This is a genomic window from Aeromonas sp. 25-AL00135, from assembly GCF_054052385.1.
This window is the reverse complement of sequence record NZ_JBSTYQ010000023.1, coordinates 16212-38079: the sequence shown is the minus strand read 5'-3', so window position 1 is coordinate 38079 and position 21868 is coordinate 16212. Positions and strand designations below refer to the sequence as shown.

General features: G+C 60.7%; 23 protein-coding genes and 1 riboswitch. Of the genes, 3 read left to right on the top strand and 20 right to left on the bottom strand.

Annotation, left to right across the window (positions count from 1 at the left end):
* The first annotated feature begins 3 nt into the window (after window positions 1-3).
* Window positions 4-1734, top strand: coding sequence for a formate--tetrahydrofolate ligase (locus tag ACW5XC_RS18510; protein WP_042054626.1), 1731 nt, complete (start codon window positions 4-6; stop codon window positions 1732-1734).
* Between the two features lie 71 nt (window positions 1735-1805).
* Here ACW5XC_RS18510 and ACW5XC_RS18505 read toward each other — a convergent pair whose 3' ends face one another.
* Together ACW5XC_RS18505 and folE are read right to left on the bottom strand one after the other, a co-directional pair.
* Entirely contained in the window at window positions 1806-3461 is a 1656-nt protein-coding gene (locus ACW5XC_RS18505) for a methyl-accepting chemotaxis protein (protein WP_042054627.1), read from the bottom strand.
* 411 nt (window positions 3462-3872) lie between these two features.
* A complete protein-coding gene (gene folE, locus ACW5XC_RS18500; protein WP_042054628.1) occupies window positions 3873-4529 on the bottom strand; it encodes a GTP cyclohydrolase I FolE in 657 nt (218 codons plus the stop codon).
* Window positions 4530-4837: 308 nt separating this feature from the next.
* On the opposite strand from folE, the gene moeA reads away from it, so the two are divergent.
* Both moeA and moeB read left to right on the top strand, forming a co-directional pair.
* Window positions 4838-6064, top strand: coding sequence for a molybdopterin molybdotransferase MoeA (gene moeA / locus ACW5XC_RS18495; RefSeq protein ID WP_042054629.1), 1227 nt, complete (start codon window positions 4838-4840; stop codon window positions 6062-6064).
* Entirely contained in the window at window positions 6061-6816 is a 756-nt protein-coding gene (gene moeB, locus ACW5XC_RS18490) for a molybdopterin-synthase adenylyltransferase MoeB (protein WP_042054630.1), read from the top strand. The genes moeA and moeB overlap by 4 nt, the downstream gene beginning before the upstream one ends.
* A gap of 72 nt (window positions 6817-6888) precedes the next feature.
* Here moeB and ACW5XC_RS18485 read toward each other — a convergent pair whose 3' ends face one another.
* The 18 genes from ACW5XC_RS18485 to moaA form a co-directional block, all read right to left on the bottom strand.
* Window positions 6889-7647, bottom strand: a complete 759-nt coding sequence (locus ACW5XC_RS18485) for a hypothetical protein (RefSeq protein WP_234880425.1) — start codon at window positions 7645-7647, stop codon at window positions 6889-6891.
* Window positions 7640-8683, bottom strand: coding sequence for a plasmid segregation protein ParM domain-containing protein (gene parM, locus ACW5XC_RS18480; RefSeq protein ID WP_103252105.1), 1044 nt, complete (start codon window positions 8681-8683; stop codon window positions 7640-7642). Before parM ends, ACW5XC_RS18485 begins: the two co-directional genes overlap by 8 nt.
* 105 nt (window positions 8684-8788) lie before the next feature.
* Window positions 8789-9565, bottom strand: coding sequence for an alpha/beta fold hydrolase (locus ACW5XC_RS18475; protein WP_042054631.1), 777 nt, complete (start codon window positions 9563-9565; stop codon window positions 8789-8791).
* A gap of 85 nt (window positions 9566-9650) precedes the next feature.
* Complete coding sequence (gene modC, locus ACW5XC_RS18470; RefSeq protein WP_042054632.1) at window positions 9651-10751, bottom strand: molybdenum ABC transporter ATP-binding protein; 1101 nt, start codon at window positions 10749-10751, stop codon at window positions 9651-9653.
* A complete protein-coding gene (modB, locus tag ACW5XC_RS18465) occupies window positions 10748-11428 on the bottom strand; it encodes a molybdate ABC transporter permease subunit (protein WP_042054633.1) in 681 nt (226 codons plus the stop codon). Before modB ends, modC begins: the two co-directional genes overlap by 4 nt.
* Window positions 11429-11539: 111 nt before the next feature.
* Window positions 11540-12268 carry a molybdate ABC transporter substrate-binding protein gene (gene modA / locus ACW5XC_RS18460; RefSeq protein ID WP_042054634.1) on the bottom strand — a complete coding sequence of 243 codons (729 nt, stop codon included), beginning with the start codon at window positions 12266-12268 and terminating at the stop codon, window positions 11540-11542.
* A gap of 87 nt (window positions 12269-12355) precedes the next feature.
* On the bottom strand, window positions 12356-12829 hold the full coding sequence (gene moaE, locus ACW5XC_RS18455) for a molybdopterin synthase catalytic subunit MoaE (protein ID WP_042054635.1): 474 nt from the start codon (window positions 12827-12829) through the stop codon (window positions 12356-12358).
* Window positions 12830-12831: 2 nt separating this feature from the next.
* Complete coding sequence (moaD, locus tag ACW5XC_RS18450; protein WP_005353453.1) at window positions 12832-13077, bottom strand: molybdopterin synthase sulfur carrier subunit; 246 nt, start codon at window positions 13075-13077, stop codon at window positions 12832-12834.
* Window positions 13074-13598, bottom strand: a complete 525-nt coding sequence (gene moaC, locus ACW5XC_RS18445; protein WP_005334445.1) for a cyclic pyranopterin monophosphate synthase MoaC — start codon at window positions 13596-13598, stop codon at window positions 13074-13076. The genes moaD and moaC overlap by 4 nt, the downstream gene beginning before the upstream one ends.
* A gap of 9 nt (window positions 13599-13607) precedes the next feature.
* Window positions 13608-14114: a molybdenum cofactor biosynthesis protein B gene (gene moaB / locus ACW5XC_RS18440; protein ID WP_005344126.1), complete on the bottom strand. Its 507-nt coding sequence runs from the start codon at window positions 14112-14114 to the stop codon at window positions 13608-13610.
* A 242-nt stretch (window positions 14115-14356) separates the two neighbouring features.
* Window positions 14357-14947: a cytochrome c3 family protein gene (locus ACW5XC_RS18435; RefSeq protein WP_005353459.1), complete on the bottom strand. Its 591-nt coding sequence runs from the start codon at window positions 14945-14947 to the stop codon at window positions 14357-14359.
* Window positions 14948-14958: 11 nt separating this feature from the next.
* Window positions 14959-15414 (bottom strand): nitrate reductase cytochrome c-type subunit, encoded by a 456-nt coding sequence (locus ACW5XC_RS18430; RefSeq protein WP_005334452.1) that lies wholly within the window; start codon window positions 15412-15414, stop codon window positions 14959-14961.
* Complete coding sequence (gene napH, locus ACW5XC_RS18425; RefSeq protein WP_042054636.1) at window positions 15414-16289, bottom strand: quinol dehydrogenase ferredoxin subunit NapH; 876 nt, start codon at window positions 16287-16289, stop codon at window positions 15414-15416. The genes ACW5XC_RS18430 and napH overlap by 1 nt, the downstream gene beginning before the upstream one ends.
* On the bottom strand, window positions 16286-17023 hold the full coding sequence (gene napG / locus ACW5XC_RS18420) for a ferredoxin-type protein NapG (RefSeq protein WP_005334456.1): 738 nt from the start codon (window positions 17021-17023) through the stop codon (window positions 16286-16288). The genes napH and napG overlap by 4 nt, the downstream gene beginning before the upstream one ends.
* A gap of 16 nt (window positions 17024-17039) precedes the next feature.
* The gene (gene napA / locus ACW5XC_RS18415; protein WP_042054637.1) at window positions 17040-19529 is read right to left on the bottom strand and encodes a nitrate reductase catalytic subunit NapA; all 2490 of its coding nucleotides are present in this window, start codon (window positions 19527-19529) and stop codon (window positions 17040-17042) included.
* Window positions 19530-19630: 101 nt separating this feature from the next.
* Window positions 19631-19885, bottom strand: a complete 255-nt coding sequence (locus tag ACW5XC_RS18410) for a chaperone NapD (RefSeq protein ID WP_042054638.1) — start codon at window positions 19883-19885, stop codon at window positions 19631-19633.
* Window positions 19886-19914: 29 nt separating this feature from the next.
* Window positions 19915-20457, bottom strand: coding sequence for a ferredoxin-type protein NapF (gene napF, locus ACW5XC_RS18405; protein ID WP_042054639.1), 543 nt, complete (start codon window positions 20455-20457; stop codon window positions 19915-19917).
* Between the two features lie 238 nt (window positions 20458-20695).
* Entirely contained in the window at window positions 20696-21691 is a 996-nt protein-coding gene (gene moaA / locus ACW5XC_RS18400) for a GTP 3',8-cyclase MoaA (protein WP_042054651.1), read from the bottom strand.
* Window positions 21679-21819: riboswitch (molybdenum cofactor riboswitch) on the bottom strand. Its footprint overlaps the gene before it by 13 nt.
* Window positions 21820-21868 lie beyond the last annotated feature (49 nt).

Genomic DNA, 21868 nt, shown 5'->3' with positions numbered 1-21868 from the left:
CTGATGCTAAGCGATATCGAGATCTCCCGCCAGTCCCCCCGTCTCTCCATTCACGCGCTGGCCGAACGCCTAGCCATCCCCCAGCACCTGCTCAGCCCTCATGGCCACTACAAAGGCAAGCTCAGCCTCGACCTGCTCAAGTCTCAGCCCACACAGCGCGGCAAGCTGGTACTGGTGAGCGCCATCACCCCTACCCCGCTCGGTGAAGGGAAAACGGTGACCACCCTTGGCCTCTCCATGGGGTTCAACCATATCGGCCAGCCCAGCATCGCCACTATCCGCCAGCCGAGTCTCGGTCCGGTATTCGGGGTCAAGGGGGGGGCCGCAGGTGGCGGCCACGCCCAGGTGGTGCCGATGGAGGAGATGAACCTCCACCTCACCGGCGATTTTCACGCCCTGACGGCGGCTCACAATCTGGCGGCGGCAGCCCTCGATGCCCGCCTGTTCCATGAGCGCAAACTCGGCGACCAGTTCACCGCCAAAACCGGCCTGCCGCGGCTCGATATCGATGCCGATAACATCCTCTGGCCGCGCACCCTCGACATGAATGACCGCGCCCTGCGCCACCTCACGATTGGACAGGGGGGCGCTGCCGATGGTGTAGAGCGCAGCGATCGCTTCGTCATTACCGCCGCCTCCGAGCTGATGGCCATTCTGGCGCTGGCGAGCGATCTGAAAGACCTGCGCCAGCGCATCGGCCGCATCCAGCTGGCCCGCAATATTCACGGCAAGCCCATTACCGCCGAACAGTTGGAAGTAGCGGGCGCCATGACGGTGCTGCTCAAAGATGCGCTGCAACCGACCCTGATGCAGACCACCGAGCAGACACCGGTGCTGGTGCACGCCGGCCCCTTTGCCAATATCGCCCACGGCAACTCCTCGGTGATCGCCGATCGCATCGCCCTTGGTCTGACCGACTATGTGGTGACCGAGGCAGGTTTTGGCTCCGACATGGGGCTGGAGAAGTTCTTCAACATCAAGAGCCGCCAATCCGGCATTACCCCCGCCTGCGTGGTGCTGGTGGCCACGGTGCGCGGCCTCAAGGCCAACAGCGGCCTGCTCGATATCCGCCCGGGCCAGCCGCTGCCAGCCAGCCTGCAAGGGGAAGATCTGCCAACCCTCAAGCAGGGCTGCGCCAACCTCGCCTGGCATATCCGGAACGCCCGTCGCTACGGGGTGCCGGTGGTGGTCGCCATCAACCGCTTCCCCACCGACAGCGAGGCCGAGCTGGCGCTGTTGGCCCATGAAGCGCAGCAAGCCGGTGCCTGTGGCGCGGCCATCTCCAACGCCTTCACCCAGGGTGGTGCCGGTGCCAGCGAGCTGGCCCGCGCCGTGGTCACCGCCTGCGAGCAACCCGGTAAGGTGAAACTGCTCTACCCCGATGAGATGAGCCTCGACGCCAAGCTGGCGACCCTGGTGGAGTGCGGCTACGGCGGTCGCGGAGTGCAGCTCTCCGACAGAGCGCGCCAGCAGCTGGCACAGCTCTCCGCCGAAGGGTGGGATCACTTGCCCATCTGCGTGGCTAAGACGCCGCTCTCCATCAGCCACGACCCAGCCCTCAAAGGGGTACCGACCGATTTCGAGGTGCCCATCGACGAGGTGAAGCTCTGCGCCGGTGCCGGGTTCGTCTATGCGCTGGCGGGCCCCATCATGACCATGCCGGGGCTGGGCAGTTTGCCTGCCTATCGCCATATCGATATCGATGAGAACGGCGAGATAGTCGGCCTGAGCTGAGCCCTTCCACAACGCCAGAAACAACAAGGCCCCGCCAATTGCGGGGCCTTCTGTTATACATGCATCAACCCTTAGAGGGTGAAGCGCTGGGTCATATGGTGCAGGGTGTTGGCCAGCTTGCTCAGCTCGACGCAAGCCTGGGCGATCTGATGAGCGCCCTGGGCATTCTCGTCAGCGGCATTGTGAATGTTGACAATGCTGCGGTTGAGCTCTTCGGTCACCGCATTCTGCTCTTCGGTGGCGGTGGCGATCAGAGTGTTCATGTCGGTGATGCGCACCACTGCACCGTTGATGGTCTCGATACTGGTACCGGCATCCCGTGCCAGACCGACACTCTCCTGCATCTGGTGACGACTCAGCTGCATGGCGTTGCCCGCCTCGGCGGCGCGGCTCTGCAAGAGCTCGATCATCTTGCTGATCTCGGCGGTGGAGTCCTGGGTACGCTGGGCCAATGAACGCACTTCATCCGCAACGACCGCAAAACCACGACCCTGCTCACCGGCACGGGCCGCTTCGATGGCCGCGTTAAGGGCCAGCAGGTTGGTCTGACCGGCGATATCGCGGATCACATCCAGCACCACGCTGATGTTGGCGCTGTCGGCCTCCAGCTGCTGCACCACTGTGCCCGCCTGTTCAATCTTGACCGACACCTCTTCAATGCTGGCAATGGAGCTGCGTACCACTTCGCTGCCGGCAGCGGAGGTGCGGGAGGCATCCTTGGCGGCGCTCATGGCATCCGTGGTGTTGCGGGCCACTTCGTTGACGGTGGACTGCATCTCGTTCATGGCGGTCGCCACCTGGGAGACTTCGTTCTGCTGGATGGCCATGCCGCTGGCAGACTGGCTGGAGATGGCGCTCACCTCCTCCACTGCGCTGCTGAGTTGGCTCACGGAGCCGGCGATCTCGCTCACCAGATCGGAGAGGGAACCCTGCATCCGGTTGATGGCGGAACCCAGCTGACCCAGTTCATCGCGGTTGAAGCGACAGTCACGGATCCACTGCTGCAGTTCGCCCTGACCCAGATCGCCATTAGCAATACGCTGGGCCTGACGGGCCAGCATGATCAGCGGGTCGCGAATTTGGCGGGTCAGTACCACGGAGAGCACCACCACAAGAAGCAGACCGAGCACCAGTGCGATGGTGACGCTCAGGTTGGCGGATTGGTAAGAGGCGACAATATCCCCTCGTGAATCGGATGCGTAACCGTGATTAATCTGGTTAAGCTCATCAGCCAGCTTGGTAAGAGAGCCGTAAAGTGGCACCCCTTCGCTCAGGAATACCTGTCTGGCCGCTTCCATCTGGTTACTGTCCTGCAATGCTCTGACACGCTGAAACAGCACTGCATAGCGGCTCCAATTCCCCCTGAGGCTATCAAACGTACGCCGCTCAACGACGTCCTCCGGCCAGATAATTTTGTCATAGCCATCAAGCTGCTGCACAACCTTGCTAAATTGACCATCTATGATGACGCGATATTCGGCCCGTTTTGCCGGTTCGTCTGCTACCAAAAAGAAAGCGAGTTCATTGCGGCGCAATTCACGGATAGCATCACCAAGCTGGTTGGCACGGTTGACCGCAGGCAGGATGCTGTCGGTAAAACGGATGGCATCAGCGTTCATATTGCCAAACTGAACAAGAGAAAAACCGCCGATAAAGGCGACCATCAAACCGAGCACAGCGAAGCCGGCCGAAAGCTTTTTACCTATGGTCATGGTACTGGTATTCATGGGATATCCTGGTGGTCGTTAAACTAGTCACTCTCGTCCGGTTCACGCCCTCCTGGCATGAACTATCTGGCCACCTGTTCAGTGGCGCACCATCCAACCTTGATGAATATCTCTGAATTCCATGAGCGGCAGCGAGAGCCGTGAGGGGGGCGCTAGAGTAACCGGATTGTGATGGTTCGGAAAGAGTCTGTCCGATTACTTTTTGTAAGGTGAAAACGAGGGATTTATCGCACTTGATTAAATATACCGCTTAGATGAATAAATCGAAAAAATGCATAACGTTTGCATAAGGCAAGCCGCGCGGGTCAAGCCGTTGCAGGCCGCCACTCTCATCCGGGACCAATGAAAAACGCCAGCAATGGCTGCTGGCGTCTCGTTTATTCAGCGTGCGGTTACAAAACAACCACCATCTTATCCACGCAGGCCACCGAGAAACTCGGCCCGGGTATCGGGCTGGGTCTTGAACACCCCGCCGAGGGAGGTGGTGGTGGTGTAGGAGGTGGAGTCCATCACTCCGCGCGCCTTGACGCAGTAGTGGGTCGCCTTGATGCTGATGGCCACATCCTTGGTACCGAGCAGGGTCTGCAGCGCCAGCAGGATCTGCTGGGTCAGCCGCTCCTGCACCTGGGGACGGCGGGCGAAGAACTGCACGATGCGGTTGATCTTCGACAGGCCAATTACCTTGCCACGAGGGATATAGGCCACATGGGCCATGCCATCGATGGTGACGAAGTGGTGTTCGCAGGTGCTGGTGAGGCTGATGTCCCGCACCATGATCATCTCGTCCACCTGCATCTTGTTCTCGATCACCGTCACCTTGGGGAAGGTGGAATAATCGAGGCCGGAGAAGATCTCGTTGACGTACATCTTGGCGATGCGATGCGGCGTCTCGGCCAGACTGTCATCGGCCAGATCCAGCCCCAGCGTCTCCATGATGGAGCGCATATGGCCTTCGATCTTCTCCCGCTTCTGCTGGCTGTTCAGCTCGTTGGTGACCAGGGGAGTTTCCAGTCCCTGGGCTTCGAGGGCAGCCCTGACCAGCAAGGCTTCCGGACTTAAGGTTGTCATTGTCTTTTCTCCCACGCTCAGGGACTGTAAGGGCAGCTCAAGGAGCAACCCATTATGTAATAGCGGCGCACAAGGCCGACGATATCGCTGTAATGGTAGCCACACAGGATGTGACGGCCATCTGTTATGGCGGCATAGTAAACGGCCATTGCCGCCAAGATTCAAGTCAACTTGTGCGTCACCTCATACTTTATGGCCATCTACCCCCGTTTCAGCGCCGATTACCCCGAGAATCCTTGAGATAACCTGCCCATCCCCGGGGATTTTTGTGATAATCCCGCCTTCAATCATAGAAAGAGGTCATGACGATGGGATTTGATACCAGCGGACTACTGCCGTTAAGCGATGCCCTGCAAGGGATGCTGGAACAACTCGCCTGCTGCTGCGACAGCGAGCAACTGCCCCTGCCAGAGGCCCTTGGCCGGGTTCTTGCCAGCGACATCGCCTCCCCACTCGCCGTGCCCCCCTTCGACAACTCTGCCATGGACGGTTATGCCGTACGCCTTGCAGATCTCGCCAGCGGCACCCCGCTCATCATGGTGGGCAAGGCGTTTGCCGGTCAGCCCTATCAGGACGAGTGGCCCGCTGGCCACTGCGTGCGGATCATGACCGGCGCCCCGGTTCCCGCAGGCACCGATGCAGTGGTGATGCAGGAAGAAACGCTGGCCGATGGCGATCGGATCACTTTTCTGGCGCAACCCGAACCGGGCCAGAATATCCGCCGCGCCGGCAGCGATATCGGCAAGGGCGCCTGTGTGCTGCCAGCCGGTACTCGCCTCACCCCGCGCGAAATGCCGCTGCTGGCCTCCCTTGGCGTGGCTACCGTCGCGGTGCGCCGCCCGCTAAAAGTGGCCATCTTTAGCACTGGCGACGAACTCAAACCGGTCGGTACCCCGCTGGCCCACGGCGATATCTATGACTCCAACCGCTATGGCGTGCGGGCCATGCTGGCGCGGCTGGGCTGCGACTGTCTCGACCTTGGCATCATCCCGGACGATCCCGCCCAGCTGTGCGCCGCCTTTATCCGCGCCGATGCAGAGGCCGATGTACTCATCACCACCGGCGGCGTTTCAGTAGGAGAAGCGGACTTCACCAAACAGCTGCTGGACGAGCTCGGCGAGATTGGCTTCTGGAAGCTGGCCATCAAACCGGGCAAGCCGTTTGCCTTCGGCCGCCTGCCCCATACCTGGTTCTTCGGCCTGCCGGGCAACCCGGTCTCTGCCATGGTCACCTTCGATCAGCTAGTGCAACCGGCTTTGGCCAAGCTCGCAGGTCAACGCTTCGAGCGCCCGCTCCAGCTGCAAGCCATTGCGGCCGAACCACTCAAAAAGAGCCCGGGCCGACTCGACTTCCAGCGCGGCATCATGAGCCAAGGGCCAAACGGCCTCGAGGTGCGCAGCACCGGCTCGCAGGACTCCGCCGTGTTCAGCTCACTGTCGCGGGCCAACTGCTACATCGTTCTTGAACGGGAACGGGGCCGCGTGGCCGCGGGCGAGACGGTGACCGTGGAGCCATTCGGGGGATTGCTGCTGTGAGCGAGATCCTGAGCGACGCCGAACTGCTGCGCTACAACCGCCAGATCATCCTCAAATCCTTCGATTTCGACGGGCAGGAGGTGCTCAAGCAGGCCAGGGTACTGGTGATCGGCGCCGGTGGCCTTGGCTGCGCTGCCAGCCAGTATCTGGCGGTGGCCGGGGTTGGCCAGCTCACCCTGGTCGATTTCGACAAGGTGGAGCTCTCCAACCTGCAACGTCAGGTGCTGCACTGTGACGAGCGCATCGGTCACCACAAGGTGGACTCTGCCGCCCAGTCCCTACGCGCGCTCAATCCCTGGCTTGAGGTTGAAACTCATGCAACCTTGGCCGATGAGGTGCTGCTCGATGCCCTGCTGCCCCGACATCAGCTGGTACTCGACTGCACCGACAACCTGACCATTCGCAACCTGCTGAATCAAAAAGCACGCCAGCACAGGGTGCCGCTGGTCAGTGGCGCCGCCATCCGGCTGGAGGGACAGCTGTGCAGCTTCACCTGGCAGGAAGGTGAACCCTGCTACGCATGCCTCAGCGCCCTGTTTGGCGAGCAGGCTCTCACTTGCGTCGAGGCGGGCGTGCTCGCCCCCGTGGTGGGATTGGTGGGCAGCCTGCAAGCACTGGAAGCTATCAAGCTCTTGGCAGGCATGGGCAAAAGCTACAGCGGCCGCCTGCTGATGATCGACGGCCTGAGCGGCACCTTCCGCGAGATGAAGCTACCCAAGCGCCCCGACTGCCCTGTCTGCTCCCATCCATAAAGCAAACGGGATCAAAAAAGCCGAACCCTGTGGTTCGGCTTTTTTATTCCGATTTAGCAACGGTATCGGGGATCAGAAGATCCCCTTGGCTTTGACCTTTTTCATATTCGCGACCTGACTCGAGAGATCCTCGATCAAAGGTTCTGCCTCTGTGCCGACAACACTCTGTCGAGCGGGGGCACTGGCCAGTCGCTGGATCAATCTGTGCTGCTCGCGGATCAGCCGGGATTGCTCTTCCAGTTGGCGAGAGAGCAGCTGGATGCTGGTGGCAAGGGGAGCCAGATCCTGCTCGGCCCCTGCTGATGGCAGCTTGCCAGCGATGGCTTCGGCCAGCTGGTCATGATCCAGTGCAGCAGGCAGTCCTTGTCTGAGTTCATCCCACATCTCGGCGGGTTGCTGCTCGCCAAGCCGGCTGACAATCTCGTCCACCAAGGATGTGGTATCACTCTGTCCCAGCTGTGGGGCCAGTCTGGCCACTATCTCGTCGATCATCACATCTGCGGCAGGCTGCGCCTCGCCAGCGACCTCACCCAGATTGAAACCACAGCTGGCAAAGGCATGACGCAGGGTCGTCATGCTCACCTGCTCCGGCCCCAGCGCATTGGCAATCGCTTTGCAGAGGTTGGGCGCCAGCACGTACATGAACATGCCGGAGAGGTAGATATCCTTGTGGAAACGGCTCTTGGAGAAGTCAAACTCCTCGGTACCCTCCTGGATCTTTCGCGCCCGTTGATACCAGTTCTGCAATACCCCGACCGCATAGCGATCAGACTCCAGCGCACCCGGATCCATGTAGATGGAGAAGGTCATGCGCTTGAGTTGACTACTCATCGTCAACCTCGGCCATCACAGGCGCTTCGCGATAGACTTCATCCTCTTCCGTGGTGTAGAGGCAGATTTCGCGAGCCAGCGCGGACTGGGCATCGTCCAGCAGCTCAACACGGTCACCCAGGGTGGGATAGGCCGCCTTGATCGCGTCATAAATCAGGGACGCACCACCACCGACCAGATAGACACGATTCGGGTTCTTGGCAAACTTCTTCGCTTCATGTGCAACCTGAGTGCCCAGCTCGTCGATCTTGTTCTGCATCTTCTCGAGGATCTTGGGGATCTGGCTCTCATCGTTGACCACATCGCGTACAAAGCTCATGTCGTGACGACGCTTGATAAACTCGTTGGCCACCAGATAGCTCGAATCGCTGTCTGCTGCGGCCAGCGCCTTGCGGGTAGCGTCGGTCACCATGGAGACACCGATCTCGTTGTTACCGTAGACATCGGAGACATCATCAAACTCACCGACGATGATCCCCATATCCAGAGTGGTGCCGCCACAGTCGATCACCAGAGTCTTGGTGAACTCGTTGCAGCCTGAACCAATCAGACGGGAGAGCGCAGCAGGCAGACTCTCCGGCATCACTTCGACACTGACGATATTGAACAGCTCGCCCTTGTTAAGGGTGATTGGACGCATCAGGTTGCGGCGTTTCTTCTCGATCTTCTCTTCGTTACGCTGGCAATCATCCGGGTTGTAAAACTCGGTGATGGGCAGGGTCACGGTGATGGCGACATCGCACGGCGTCACACCGGTCTGCAACAGGGCATGATGCACGGAGAGCAGGTTGAGATCGTCATACTGGTACTCCACGTGGGTGGTGGCCAGAGACTTGTCGGAAGTCGCGTCGTAGGTGTATTTGGTGTTGCCTATCTCGTAGTTGTAGATCTTCTTGTCTTTACGCAATGCGGCGCTCTTCCAGTCCTTGCGAAAGGAGTTGGGAGAGATGATGGTCTTGAGCACCTTGTTCTCAATCCAGCTCACCTTGACGTTGGTCGAGCCATCATCGATGGCCATTTTCATTACTTCAGACATGAGGAAACACCTGTTAATAGATCAGAAATGGGTCCGATTGCCTTGCCTTATGCCTTTGGCAAGGCGATCGAACCAATACATACACGGGGTAAAAGGGCGACAAGTTTAATGGGTTTCTAAAATCCGGTGAAGCAAATGATTAAATCCGAAAGGATCTTCCGCGGGCCAGGCGTGGTGGCCGTTGGGGGTGTGGATGGTGGCGTTGGGCAAGGCGGCAAACTGCTCTACCCGTTTGGCCAGCGGCAAGTAGTCATGACTGGTGGAGATGATGGCTACCGGCTGCCAGATGGCGCCGAGCCGGGCACGTACCGACCAGCCGGGTAACGCCTCCAGCAGCGCCTTGTAGGTTTTCTTTTTATTGCGCACGAAACGCAGCCGGAAGGTGTGGCGCACCTGCGCCAGATCCGGGCCCGGGAAGAGCTCGCGTCCCAGCCACCAGGCGAGGGGGCGCATGCCAAACCAGCGCAGCCACTTGAGACGCTGGGCGTAACGCTCCTGCTCTTTGGGTGTTTCCAGCAGAAACTCGCTAAAACCGTTGACCAGCACCAGCCCCTGCACCTTGTGGGGCAGTTGCAGCGCCAGCTCCAGCGCGACCATGGCCCCGAGCGACAGTCCCACCACCCAGGCGGGTTCTGGCTGTGCATCGAGCCAGTTCACCACATCGGCTGCCAGGGTCGCCACATCGAACGGCCCCTCCTGCATGCTCTGGCCGTGGCCGCGCAAGTCCAGCGCCACCACCCGGTAGTGTTCGGAAAACCGTTCGATCTGCGCCTGCCAGTCGAGGCTGGAGGAGCCCAGCCCATGCAGCAGCAAAAGCAAGGGGCCCTCCCCCGCACTGCGCAGGGCAAGACCATTGAATTTCATCACCTGATTGCGGCGCATCAGTGTATTGCCTCTCGACTCATCACCTGAACCATCTCTTGTTGTTATGTCACCCGTGGTTATCCTGCCACGGCACGGCGCCCAATCAGCCTTCGCTGACCAGACTCACCGCCTTGATATAAGCGTAGATCTGCTGCTCCGGCGCCAGCGCCAGCCGCCTGGCGGAGCGACTGGTGATCCGGGCCAGCAGTATCTGCTCACCCAGCGCCAACTGCAACAGAGTCTGGCCGGGGCGCACCTCGCGCACCGCCAGCAGACGGGTGACGAGACAGTTGGAAAGGCTGGAGTGCTCGATGGGGGCGGTGGCGATCACCACATCGCGCCCGGCCACCTTGATCTGCAAGGGGCCGCTCTCGTCCGGCACATGGGTCATGGTGACCCGCAGCTGCTGCTCACCGAGCTGCAGGGTCGCCATCTGCTCCTCTTCATCGTAGTGAGAGAGGGTCGCATCCAGCATCACCCCGGCATCGTCACGGCTGGCGAGTGACAGGTCGGTACGGGCGAAGATTTCGCTCGGCCTGCCTTGCGCCTCCACCCTGCCACCTTCCAGCAGCACCAGCTGATCGCAAAGCAGGCTCACCTCCTCCATGGCGTGGCTGACGAAGATCATCGGGATACCGCTCTCCTGCTGCAAACCCTTGAGCACATGGGCCTGATGGATGCGGCTGCGCCGATCGAGCGCAGAAAAAGGCTCATCAAGCAGCAGCAGATCAGGCTCGGCCAGCAGCGCCCGCCCCAGCGCTACCCGCTGGCGTTGACCGCCAGAGAGGGCATGGGCAGGCAGCCCCAGCAGATCGGCAAAACCGAGCCGCGCCGCCAGCGCTTCGGGCTGCCAGCGCCCTCGCCCCTTGCGGGCCGCCAGTTGCAGATTGCCGAGCACCGTCAGATGGGGGAAGAGGCGCGAGTCCTGAAACACCAGTCCGATCCGGCGCGCTTCGGGCAGCAGTTGAGCATACTCCCGATCGCGCCACCGCAAGCGATCCCCGCTTTGGCGATCGAGTCCGGCGATGATACGCAGCAGGGTGCTCTTGCCGCAGCCGGAGGGGCCGAACAGGCCGAGGATCCCCCCCAGCTCGAGGGTCAGAGCGCAATCGAGGGTAAAGGAGCCAAACTCACGCCGGACATGGAGGTTCAGGGCATGGCGGTGCGGCTCGTTCACTGGCGACATAGTGGCGGGCTGGTTCATCCAAACACTCTCCGCTGTCGGCGCTGCAACACCCCGTAGACCAGCACCAGCATCACCAGCGAGAAGGCCATCAGGCCGCCCGCCAGATAGTGGGCTTGTCGGTAATCCATCGCCTCCACATGATCAAACAGGGCAATCGAAAGCACCTGGGTCTCACCGGGTATATTGCCGCCAATCATCAGCACCACGCCAAACTCCCCCAGGGTGTGGGCAAAGCCTAGCGCCGCCGCCATCACAAAGCTGGGCAGGGTCATCGGCAAAATGATGTGGAAGAAGCGCTCCAGCGAGCCAAGCCCCAGGGTAGCGGCAGCTTCCAGCTCCTTGTTGCCCATGTTGACGAAGGCGGAGGTGAGCGGCTGCACCACGAACGGCAGCGAATAGAGGATGGAGGCAAACAGCAGGCCGAGAAAACTGAAGGCGAGCGGGGCACCAAAGGTGTCGCGCCACCAGGCGCCAAAACCATATTCGGGGGAGAAGGCGAGCAGCAGATAAAAACCCAGTACCGTGGGAGGCAGCACCAACGGCAGTGCCACCAAGGCCTCAACCAGCGGCCGCAGCCGGTTCTGACTGCGCGACAGCCACCAGGCCAGCGGCGGTGCCAGCAACAGCAAAATCGCTGTGGTGCAGGCCGCAAGCTTCAGGGTGAGCCAGACCGCCAGCAGATCCCCTTCACTCATTGCCGACCTCCCGGTTGATAAATGCCCCCAACGGCATGGTATCCATCCTTATTGCAAAGAGTGGCCGACCCGAAGGCCGACCACTCAGGGTATCGCATCAGGCCCATCCCCTTATTGGGGCAAGGCATAACCAGCTGCCTTGATCTGCGCCTGACCCGGCCCCTTGAGCCAGGCGACCAGCGCCTCGACCGCGGCGCCTTTCTTCAATACCAGCCCCTGCTGCTCGATGGGGGGATAGAAGCTCGCAGGCACTGCCCAGGCTTCACCAGTCTTGCCCGATTCCACCAGATTGGCCCAGGCGACAAAGCCCAGCTCGGCATTGCCGGTGTCGACAAATTGCCAGGTCTGGCCGATGTTGGCACCGGTCAGCAGCCGGTACTGCTTGGGATCGATCTTGAGATGGGTGAGGGTCGCCATGGCGGCAGCACCATAGGGAGCTGTGCGGGCATTGGCGATGGCGAGGTTGCCTTTCCAGCTGCGCAGGGTCGCCTCGTCAGGGGCCGGCCCCCCTTTCTTCCACAGCCCCAGCTGGCCGATGGCGTAGGTGAAGCGATCGCTCCCCTTGCCCTCTTTTTCCAGCTTCTCGGGGGTCGCCGCATCGGCGGAGAGGAAGAGATCGAACGGTGCGCCGTGACTGATCTGGGTGTAGAGCACGCCGGTGGCGGCAGACGAGATTGCCAGAGTGTGGCCGGTCTTGGCGGTGAACTCCTTGCCGATACGCTCTATGGTGCCCTTGAAGTTGGCCGCCACGGCCACTTTTACTTCATCGGCCTGCACGGCACCGGTATGCAAGGTGGCGGCGCAGACGCCGGCGATGACAACAGATAACAGCGGTTTCATTCCCTTTCTCCTGATGGGGCCCGCACATCCGCGCCCCTTGGCGGGGCCGTGGTTCCCGTTGAACCTGTGCCCCTCGTGATGAACAGGTCAGGCTTGCCAGCGGGCAGCGGCGGCGTTGTCGCTCTCCTTGGCCTCGACCCAGCGTTGCACACCCTCGGCGGTCAGCTCTTTTTTCCAGAACGGCGCCCGGGTTTTCAAGAAATCCATGATGAAGTGACAGGCGTCAAAGGCGGCGTCGCGGTGGGCACTGCTCACCGCCACCAGCACGATCTGATCGCCAAGCCACAACTCGCCGATACGATGAATGAGGGTACACTCCTGCAGCGGCCAGCGGCGGCGGGCCTCCTGCACGATATCGGCCAGCGCCTTCTCGGTCATACCGGGGTAGTGCTCGAGGGCCAGCCCCTTCACCTCTTCCCCCTGATTGAAGTCGCGAACCTTGCCAACGAAGGTGACGATAGCGCCACTGTCGGGGCGGGTGGCGAGGCGGGCATATTCGTCCGCCAGCGAGAAATCCTCCCGCTGCACCACAATGCGATCGGTCATGGTTGCCTCGCTCATCCTTAACCTCCGGTCACCGGTGGGAAGAAGGCCACCTCATCGCCATCGTTGATAGGCGTGTCGAGGGGCACCAGGGTCTGGTTGACCGCCACCAGCAGTTTGCCAGCCTCGAGAGCCAACGCCCACTTGTCGCCGCGTTCACAGAGCGCCGCGCGCAGTTGTTCGGCAGTGGCGTAGTCGCACGGCAGGCTCAGCTCATCGCAGGCCACCAGCTCTCTTACTTGCGCAAAAAACAGTACCTTGATCATGCTTGTTCCCCGCTATTTGACCCCAGCTGGAAATGGCCGGACTTGCCGCCCTTTTTCTCTACCAGCCGCACCTGCTCGATCACCATGTCTTTTTGCACTGCCTTGCACATGTCATAGATGGTCAGCGCCGCTACCGACGCGGCCGTCAGCGCCTCCATCTCCACCCCGGTCTTGCCGGAGAGCTTGCAGAGGGTGCGGATATGCACCCGATTCTGCTCGGCCAGCGGCACAATCTCCACCTCGACTTTGGTCAAGGCCAGCGGATGGCAGAGTGGGATCAGATCAGAGGTCTTCTTGGCGGCCATGATGCCGGCGATGCGGGCGGTGGCGAACACGTCACCCTTGTGATGCTGGCCGCTCAGGATCAGCGCCAGCGTCTCGGGGGCCATGGCAACAAACGCCTCGGCACGGGCTTCACGCTCGGTTACCTGCTTGTCGGTCACATCCACCATATGGGCTTCGCCGCTCTGGTTCAGATGCGTCAGGTTGGGCTGGGTCTGCTTGGTATCGGTCTGGTTCATCACTTGCTCTCAGAGGTGGGAGACAAAGTTGCACGGCTTGGTGCGCGCATCGAGCTGATCGCGGATCAGTTGCTCCCAGCCCAGCTGGCAAGCGCCGGTGGAGCCGGGCAGGCAGCAGATCAGGGTGCGATTGGCGAGTCCCGCCAGCGCACGGCTCTGCATGGCGGAGCCTTTAATCTCGGCAAAAGAGAGCTGACGGAACATCTCGCCAAAACCCTGTACGGTGCGCTCGAACAGCACACCGACCGCTTCCGGTACCCGGTTCTGTTCATTGAAGCCGGTACCGCCGTTAATCAGTACCACCTGCACCCCCTCATCGGCGATCCACTCGCTCACCCGCGCGCGGATGCGAAACAGGTTGTCCGGGCAGAGCGCCCGATCGGCCAGCTGATGGCCCGCGTCGGTAAGGGCCGAGACCAGATAGTCACCCGAGCTGTCATCGGCGGCGGTGCGGCTGTCGGAGACCGTCAGCACGGCGATCTTGAGGGGAATAAATGCGTTGTGTTTCTGTCCCATCGGGCAGCTCCTTGTGGCTATGAGCCGTCAACGAGGCAGGAAGAGAAGGGGTATGAGAGGCCAGCTGTCAGAGCACAAAAACTGACGCAGACAGGGATGACCAACTTGCTCAAGCGTGTGACGGCGGGCTGATTCTATCAAAGGTTTCACGAGATATGGGATTTAAAAGACACACAAATCTGATGCTTGTCCCATATATGAACAAAACGCAGGCCGGGCAAACCCGGCCTGTCGTCGCAGGATCAGAATCCTTTCACCCCGGTCATGTCGGGCAGCTGGTGAGCAATCCCCTTGTGACAGTCGATGCAGGTACTTTCACCACTGGCCAGATTGGTAGAGTGCATCTTGGCGGCACGCTGCCCCTGCAGGGAGAAGTCCATATACTCGAAGTTGTGGCAGTTGCGGCACTCGCGCGAATCGGTCTCTTTCATCCGCTGCCACTCCCGCTCCGCCATCTCGCGCCGGTGCGACTCGAACTTCTCACGGGTATCCACCTTGCCGGTGATCATGCCCCACAGCTCCTTGGAGGCCTGCACCTTGCGGATGATCTTGTAGGTCCACTCGTGCGGTACGTGGCAATCCGGGCAGCTGGCCCGCACGCCGGAGCGGTTGGCGTAGTGGATGGTGTCGCGGTACTCCTCGAACACGTTGTCCTTCATCTCGTGACAGCTGGTGCAGAAGGCCTCGGTGTTGGATGCTTCCATGGCGGTGTTGAAGCCACCCCAGAAAATCACGCCACCGAAGAAGCCCATCAGCAAGATGACCCAGAGAGCCGCCTTCGACGGTGACTTGAAGGTGGTCCACAGACGCTGGATAAAGCCGGGTAATTTCATCTATGGATTCCTCAGTTCAGCGCTTCAACCGGTTTAAAGGTATTTTCCACCAGCGGCTTGGCATCCGCTTGCGGTACATGGCACTGCAGGCAGAAGTAGCGACGCGGCGACACTTCACCCAGGGTCAGGCCGTCGCGGGTCTCGAAGTGAGTCGGACTGATCTTGGGGGCCTTCATGGCGCTGGCATTCTTGAAGCTGTGGCAAGCCAGGCACTTGTTGACCTTGGTGTCCACCTCATAGTTGCGAATGTCGTGGGGGATCAGCGGCGGCTGATGCATGTACTGGCGATCGTAGGGCGCGCCATCCTTGCGGAAGTTTTTCAGGGGCGCGGCAGTGGCATCGGTCACCAGATCGGTGGCGCCACGCTCGGACTTGAGGCCACCGGTACTGTTGGTGATCTCGGGGGCCGCTGCCATCAAGGATCCCGCCATCAGGCAGGCCAGCATTGCTCCAATCAGCTTTTTCATTATTTGTTCTCCGACGTTTTTTCTGCCTTGACGGCAAAACCTACAGTGATTTCAAAAACTTGTTCCGCGCAGACATCGATGCAGCGGCCACAGTTGGTGCACTCCTGAGCCGCAATCAAGGGCCCGTGACCGCGCTTGGCACCGTGAACAGGCCCGCGCAGGATGGGACGCTCCGGGCAAACCGCATAACAATCCATGCAGTTGTTGCACCGCTCGCGCCCCTTGGCAGAAATCTTGATAAACCCGACCCGGTTGACCAGGGCATAGAAGGCCCCCACCGGACAGAGATGACCGCACCAACCCCGCTCAACTACGAAGAGATCGAACAGGAACAGCGCTGCAAGCAGGGCCCAGCCCGCCCCCATGCCAAACAGCAGACCGCGCATGGCGAGCGACACCGGATTGACCAGCTCCCACGCCATCACGCCGACCACAGCAGGCACCACCAGAACCATGGCCAGCAGCCAGTAGCGGGTCGCTCGACTGAACTGGCCATTGCCCTTGAGGCCAAGGCGCCCCCTGAGCCAGGCCGCCGCATCCGTGATGAGGTTGACCGGACAGACCCAGGAGCAGAACACCCGCCCCCCGGCCAGCCAGTAACCGGCCAGCACAATGGCAGCCCCCAGCCAGAGAGTGGTGATGGGCCAGTGACCCGCCGCCAGCGACTGCAACAGCGTGAGGGGATCGGTCAGCGGCACCGTCTCCAGCAACAGCGAGCTGGAGAGGTTGCCCTTGAGGATCCAGACACCCGCCAGCGGCCCCAGCAGAAACAGCCCGAGCACGCTCAACTGACTCAGCCGACGCAGCAGCAGGAAGCGGTGAGCACGCCACCACCCCAGCTTGATGCGAGCCTCTTCCCCCGGATAACGACTCATAACCCCTCCGGTTTGCGGGTGGGCAGGGTGAGCCTGTCGCCGATGAGCGACTTGTTCCCCGCCTTGGCCTTCTCTTCCCAACCGAGCCGGTAGTGATGCCCCAGTTCACCTTTGGCGAGCTGGCGTGGCACCACCTTGATGGCCGCCTCCTCCAGCACACAGGCATGCTCGCACTTGCCACAGCCGGTACAGATATCGCTGTGCACCGTGGGCAGGAACATGGCGTGCTTGCCGGTACGCTGGTTATGCTGCAACTCAAGAGTGATCGCCTTGTCTATCAGCGGACAGACCCGATAGCAGACATCGCAGCGCAGCCCCAGATAGTTGAGGCAGGTCTCGTGATCGATGAGCACTGCCACCCCCATCCGGGCCTGATCGATGTCGGTCATCTGCTGATCCAGCGCCCCGCTCGGACAGGCCACCACGCAAGGAATGTCATCACACATCTCGCAGGGCACGGCACGCGCCTTGAAATAGGGGGTGCCAGTGGTCACAGGGTCAAACAGCCGGGCGAGCTTGAGGGTGTCGTAGGGGCACGCCTCGACGCAGAGCCCGCAACGCACGCAGGCGCTGAGGAACTCTGTTTCATCGAGAGCGGCGGGCGGACGCAGCGCCTGGGCAGGCACGGCTTGTGCCTGCTGGCGGGCCACGCCACCGAGCCCCACGCCAAGCAGGCCCACACCGCAGGCCCCCTTGGCCATGTCGGCCAGAAACTGGCGACGACTACGACTCATCTCGCACTCCCCCGCCTTAAGCCTTCATCACCTTGACGGCGCACTTCTTGTAATCGGTCTCTTTCGAGAGCGGATCGGTGGCGTCCAGGGTCAGCTTGTTGACCAACTGGCTCGCATCGAAGAAGGGCATGAAGACCAGTCCTTTCGGCGGACGGTTGCGACCACGGGTCTCGACACGGGTCTTCACCTCGCCACGGCGGGAGGAGACGATCACCTCTTCACCACGGCGCACGCCGCGAGCCTTGGCATCGTCCGGGTGCATGAAGAGCACCGCATCCGGGAAGGCGCGATAGAGCTCGGGTACCCGACGGGTCATGGTGCCGGTGTGCCAGTGTTCCAGCACGCGACCGGTAGAGAGCCACAGGTCGTACTCTTTATCGGGCGACTCGGCGGCGGGCTCGAACGGCAGGGCGAAGATGACCGCCTTGCCATCGGGCTTGCCATAGAAGCGCACCCCCTCGCCCGCTTTCACATAGGGGTCGAACCCTTCGCGATAGCGCCACAGGGTCTCTTTGCCATCTACCACAGGCCAACGCAGACCACGGGCTTCGTGGTACTGATCGAACGGCGCCAGATCGTGACCGTGGCCACGACCGAAGGTGGCGTACTCTTCGAACAACCCTTTCTGGACGTAGAACCCGAAGTGCTCGGCCTCGTCGTTCAGCAGACCTTTGCTCTGCTCTTTCGGGAACTGGTTGACCTGACCGTTGGCATAGAGCACGTCGAACAGGGTTTTGCCCTTCACTTCCGGCATCTTGGCAATCAGCTCAGCCGGCCACACTTCCTCAACCTTGAAGCGCTTGGAGAACTCCATCAGCTGCCACAAGTCGGACTTGGCCCCTTCCGGCGCTTTCACCTGCTGGTGCCAGAACTGGGTGCGGCGCTCGGCGTTGCCATAGGCCCCCTCTTTCTCCACCCACATGGCGGTGGGCAGGATGAGATCAGCGGCCTGGGCAGTGACGGTCGGGTACGGGTCGGAGACCACGATGAAGTTGCGCGGATCGCGATAGCCAGGCAGGCGATCGGTATTCATGTTGGGGCCGGCCTGCATGTTGTTGTTGCACATCACCCAGTAGGCGTTGAGCTTGCCATCTTTGAGCATGCGATCCTGCAGCACGGCGTGGAAACCCACCTTGTCGGGAATGGTCCCCTCCGGCAGTTTCCAGATCTTCTCGGCAATGGCGCGGTGTTTGGGCTCGGTCACCACCATGTCGGCAGGCAGACGGTGGGCAAAGGTACCCACTTCACGCGCGGTGCCACAGGCAGAGGGCTGGCCGGTCAGTGAGAAAGGACCATTACCCGGCTCGGAGATCTTGCCGGTCAGCAGGTGGATGTTGTAGCAGAGGTTGTTGGCCCAGACGCCACGGGTATGCTGGTTGAAGCCCATGGTCCAGTAAGAGACCACCTTCTTGCTCGGGTCGGCATAGAGCTTGGCCAGCTTTTCCAGCTTCTCTTTGGAGACGCCGGAGAGCTTGGAGACCGACTCCACATCGTAATCCGCCACGAACTTGGCAAACTCCTCGAAGGTCATCGGCGTGGCATCGCCGCTGTCCGGGTTCTTCGCTTTCTGCTGCAGCGGGTTGGTCGGACGCAGACCATAACCGATATCGGTGACCCCCTTCTTGAACACGGTGTGCTTGTTGACGAAGTCCCAGTTCACCTTGTCGTTCTGAATGATGTAGTTGGCGACATAGTTGAGGATCGCCAGATCGGTCTGCGGGGTGAACACCATGCCGTTGTCCGCTAGTTCGAAGCTGCGGTGCTCAAAGGTCGAGAGCACGTGCACCTGCACGTCCGGGTTGGAGAGACGGCGATCAGACATCCGCGACCAGAGGATGGGGTGCATCTCGGCCATGTTGGAGCCCCACAGCACGAACGCATCGGCCTGCTCGATATCGTCGTAGCAGCCCATCGGTTCATCCATACCGAAGGTACGCATGAAGCCGACAACCGCAGATGCCATGCAGTGGCGGGCATTGGGGTCAATGTTGTTGGAGCGGAAACCGGCCTTCATCAGCTTGGCGGCGGCATAGCCTTCCCAGACTGTCCACTGGCCGGAGCCGAACATGCCGACAGCGGTCGGCCCCTTCTCTTTCAGAGTTGCCTTGAACTTCTCGGCCATGATGTCGAACGCCTGATCCCAGCTGATGGGGGCGAAGTCGCCATCCTTGTCGAACTGGCCGTTCTTCATCCGCAACATCGGCTGGGTCAGGCGATCCTGGCCGTACATGATCTTGGAGAGGAAGTAGCCCTTGATGCAGTTGAGGCCACGGTTGACCGGTGCATCGGGGTCGCCCTGAGTCGCCACGACCCGACCATCCTGAGAGCCCACCAGCACGGAACAGCCGGTACCGCAGAAGCGGCAGGGAGCCTTATCCCAATGGATGGCAGTCTTGTCGGTACTGGTGATGAGATTGGCTGCCAGCGTGGGGGCACTGACACCGGCCACGGCAGCAGCAGCTGCTACCGCGTTGGCCTTCATAAAGTCGCGTCGACTCAGCTTCATGGCATATCCTCACATTGCTTATCGCGTAATAGTTGTCGAATCTGTCGAACGGGAGCCAGCCATCAGCGGTAGAGGGCTCGCCCGGCATCCCATCACTCTTTTCAGTGATCGCCCAGTTCATCGAACTGGTGGTAAATCAGGGCGGCAGAGAGCACACCCGGCATTGCCTGTATCGCATCAATGGCCGCCATGATCGGCCGCTGGCTCGGACCTTCCAGGGTCACGACCAGCTTGCCCTCGTCACTGACGGCGTGGATCTCGGCCCCTTCAAGGGCGCCAATCTGCTCGGCGAGCGGATGGCGCAATGGGGGCTGGGTCAGCACCACCAGACTCGATACATGGAACTCCTGATCCATTGTGGCTTCTGTGTCACACGGCTTCTGACTCATTCTGACTCCTGCTTGAGGGTGGGCTGGCTCGCACCACCGGATGGGGCGGCTCGCCCGTCGACCTTGATGCTGCCAACTGGACAATCCTGCACACAGGCGCCGCAGCCATTACAGCGATCCGGCTCGACCGTCGGGGTGGGCACACGCCCCAGCACCGGAATAAAACGAATGGCATTGGGCTCACAGCTGTCCTGACAGCGCTGACAGAACACCTGAACATTGGCCAGACAGTTGGCCTCGATATGGGCCTTGTAGTGCCAGGGGGACTCGCTGGTCGGGCGAAACAGCGGCGCCTTGCAGACCGTGACGCACTCGGTGCAGAAGGTGCATTCGCCACGCTGGAAATCGACCACCGGAAAACCACCCTCGCCATTCACCAGGATCTGCTCCGGACAGGCGGCCAGACAGTCCCCGCAGCGGGTACAGCCGGCGACAAATGCCGACCAGTTGACTGACCAGGGCAACTGCAGCGGCGGTTCGGCGGTTCTCAGCCGCCCCCGGAACAGGCCGCGGCGGGCAAGATCGATCTCATCCGGCATGTTGACTCCTGTTCTGGTGAAAAAGGGGACAGTGCGAGTCCATGATTGGCATTCTTGATACCAATTATAAGAGTGGGTGTATATTGCGGCCCTGACAAGGTAAGGGATATACCACCAGGGAGATAAACAGGGGGGATTCTTGCGCCAGATCAAAGCCTTGCAGCGCAATAAAAAAGGAGGTATCGGTTAAAATACCTCCATGTGAGGATTGCTATTTAATCGTTGGCGATTTTTGCGGTTATCCGCCGATCGAGGCGAGATGAGGGGTGATACCGGCATTGCCCTCATGGAGACGATGGGTGGCACTCTTGCCCGCCAGTGCCGCGCGAATGCGCTGTTGCAGCTCATCAGATTGCCCATCTGCGCCGAGCAGATCCCGCAAGTCGATGCCGTTGTCGCCAAACAGGCACAGATGCAGCTTCCCCAGTGAGGAGACCCGCAGCCGGTTGCAACCGGCACAGAAATCCTTGCTGTAGGGCATGATAAGCCCCACCCCACCTTGCGAATCAGGGTGCATAAAGACCTGCGCAGGACCGTCATCCGTGTCCCGCAACTGCTGCACCCAGCCGCTATCCAGCAAGCGCTGTTTGATCTGTTCGCCGCTGACATGGTGGTCACGAAACAGGGTATCCATCTCGCCGGTCTGCATCAGCTCGATAAAGCGCAGCTCGATGGGCTTGTGCCTGATCCAGCCCAGAAAGGCATCAAGCTGGTAGTCGTTGAGCCCCTTGAGCAGCACCGCATTGATCTTCACCGATTTGAAACCGGCGGCCAGTGCTGCTTCGATCCCCTCCATCACTTCGGCCAGCTTGTTCTCACCGGTGATCTGGTGAAACTGGCGCGGGTCGAGACTGTCGACACTGACATTCAGCGCGTTGAGTCCGGCATCAAACCACTCCTGAGCCCGCTCCTTGAGGCGATAGCCGTTGGTGGTCATGGCGACCTTCTCGATACCCGGGGTGGTGGCAATCACCTTGACGATCTCGGTGAAATCGCGGCGCAGGGAGGGCTCGCCCCCCGTGATGCGCACCTTGCGGGTGCCCATGGCGGCAAAACCGCTGACCACGCGGCGGATCTCGTCAATCGAGAGAAAGGGTTGACGCCCCGCTTTGTGACCTTCCGGGGGGCGATAGCCGTCAGGCAAGCAATAGGAGCAACGGAAATTGCACACATCGGTCACTGACAGACGCAAATAGTAAAAACGACGGGAAAAACCATCTTCAAGTGGCAACATAAACACCTTTCCAAATACGGGAGGCCAGGGCATTTCTTTCCTGACCCTTACAGCTCGAACGTCGGCTGACGGCTGGTTTCCCCCTATCGCTAGGACTTAGGCAAAACCGCTCGGAGTTCATCTAGTTTTTCGATGCTAACACAAGTTGGAGTACACTCCCACGCATCTTGCGGGGTC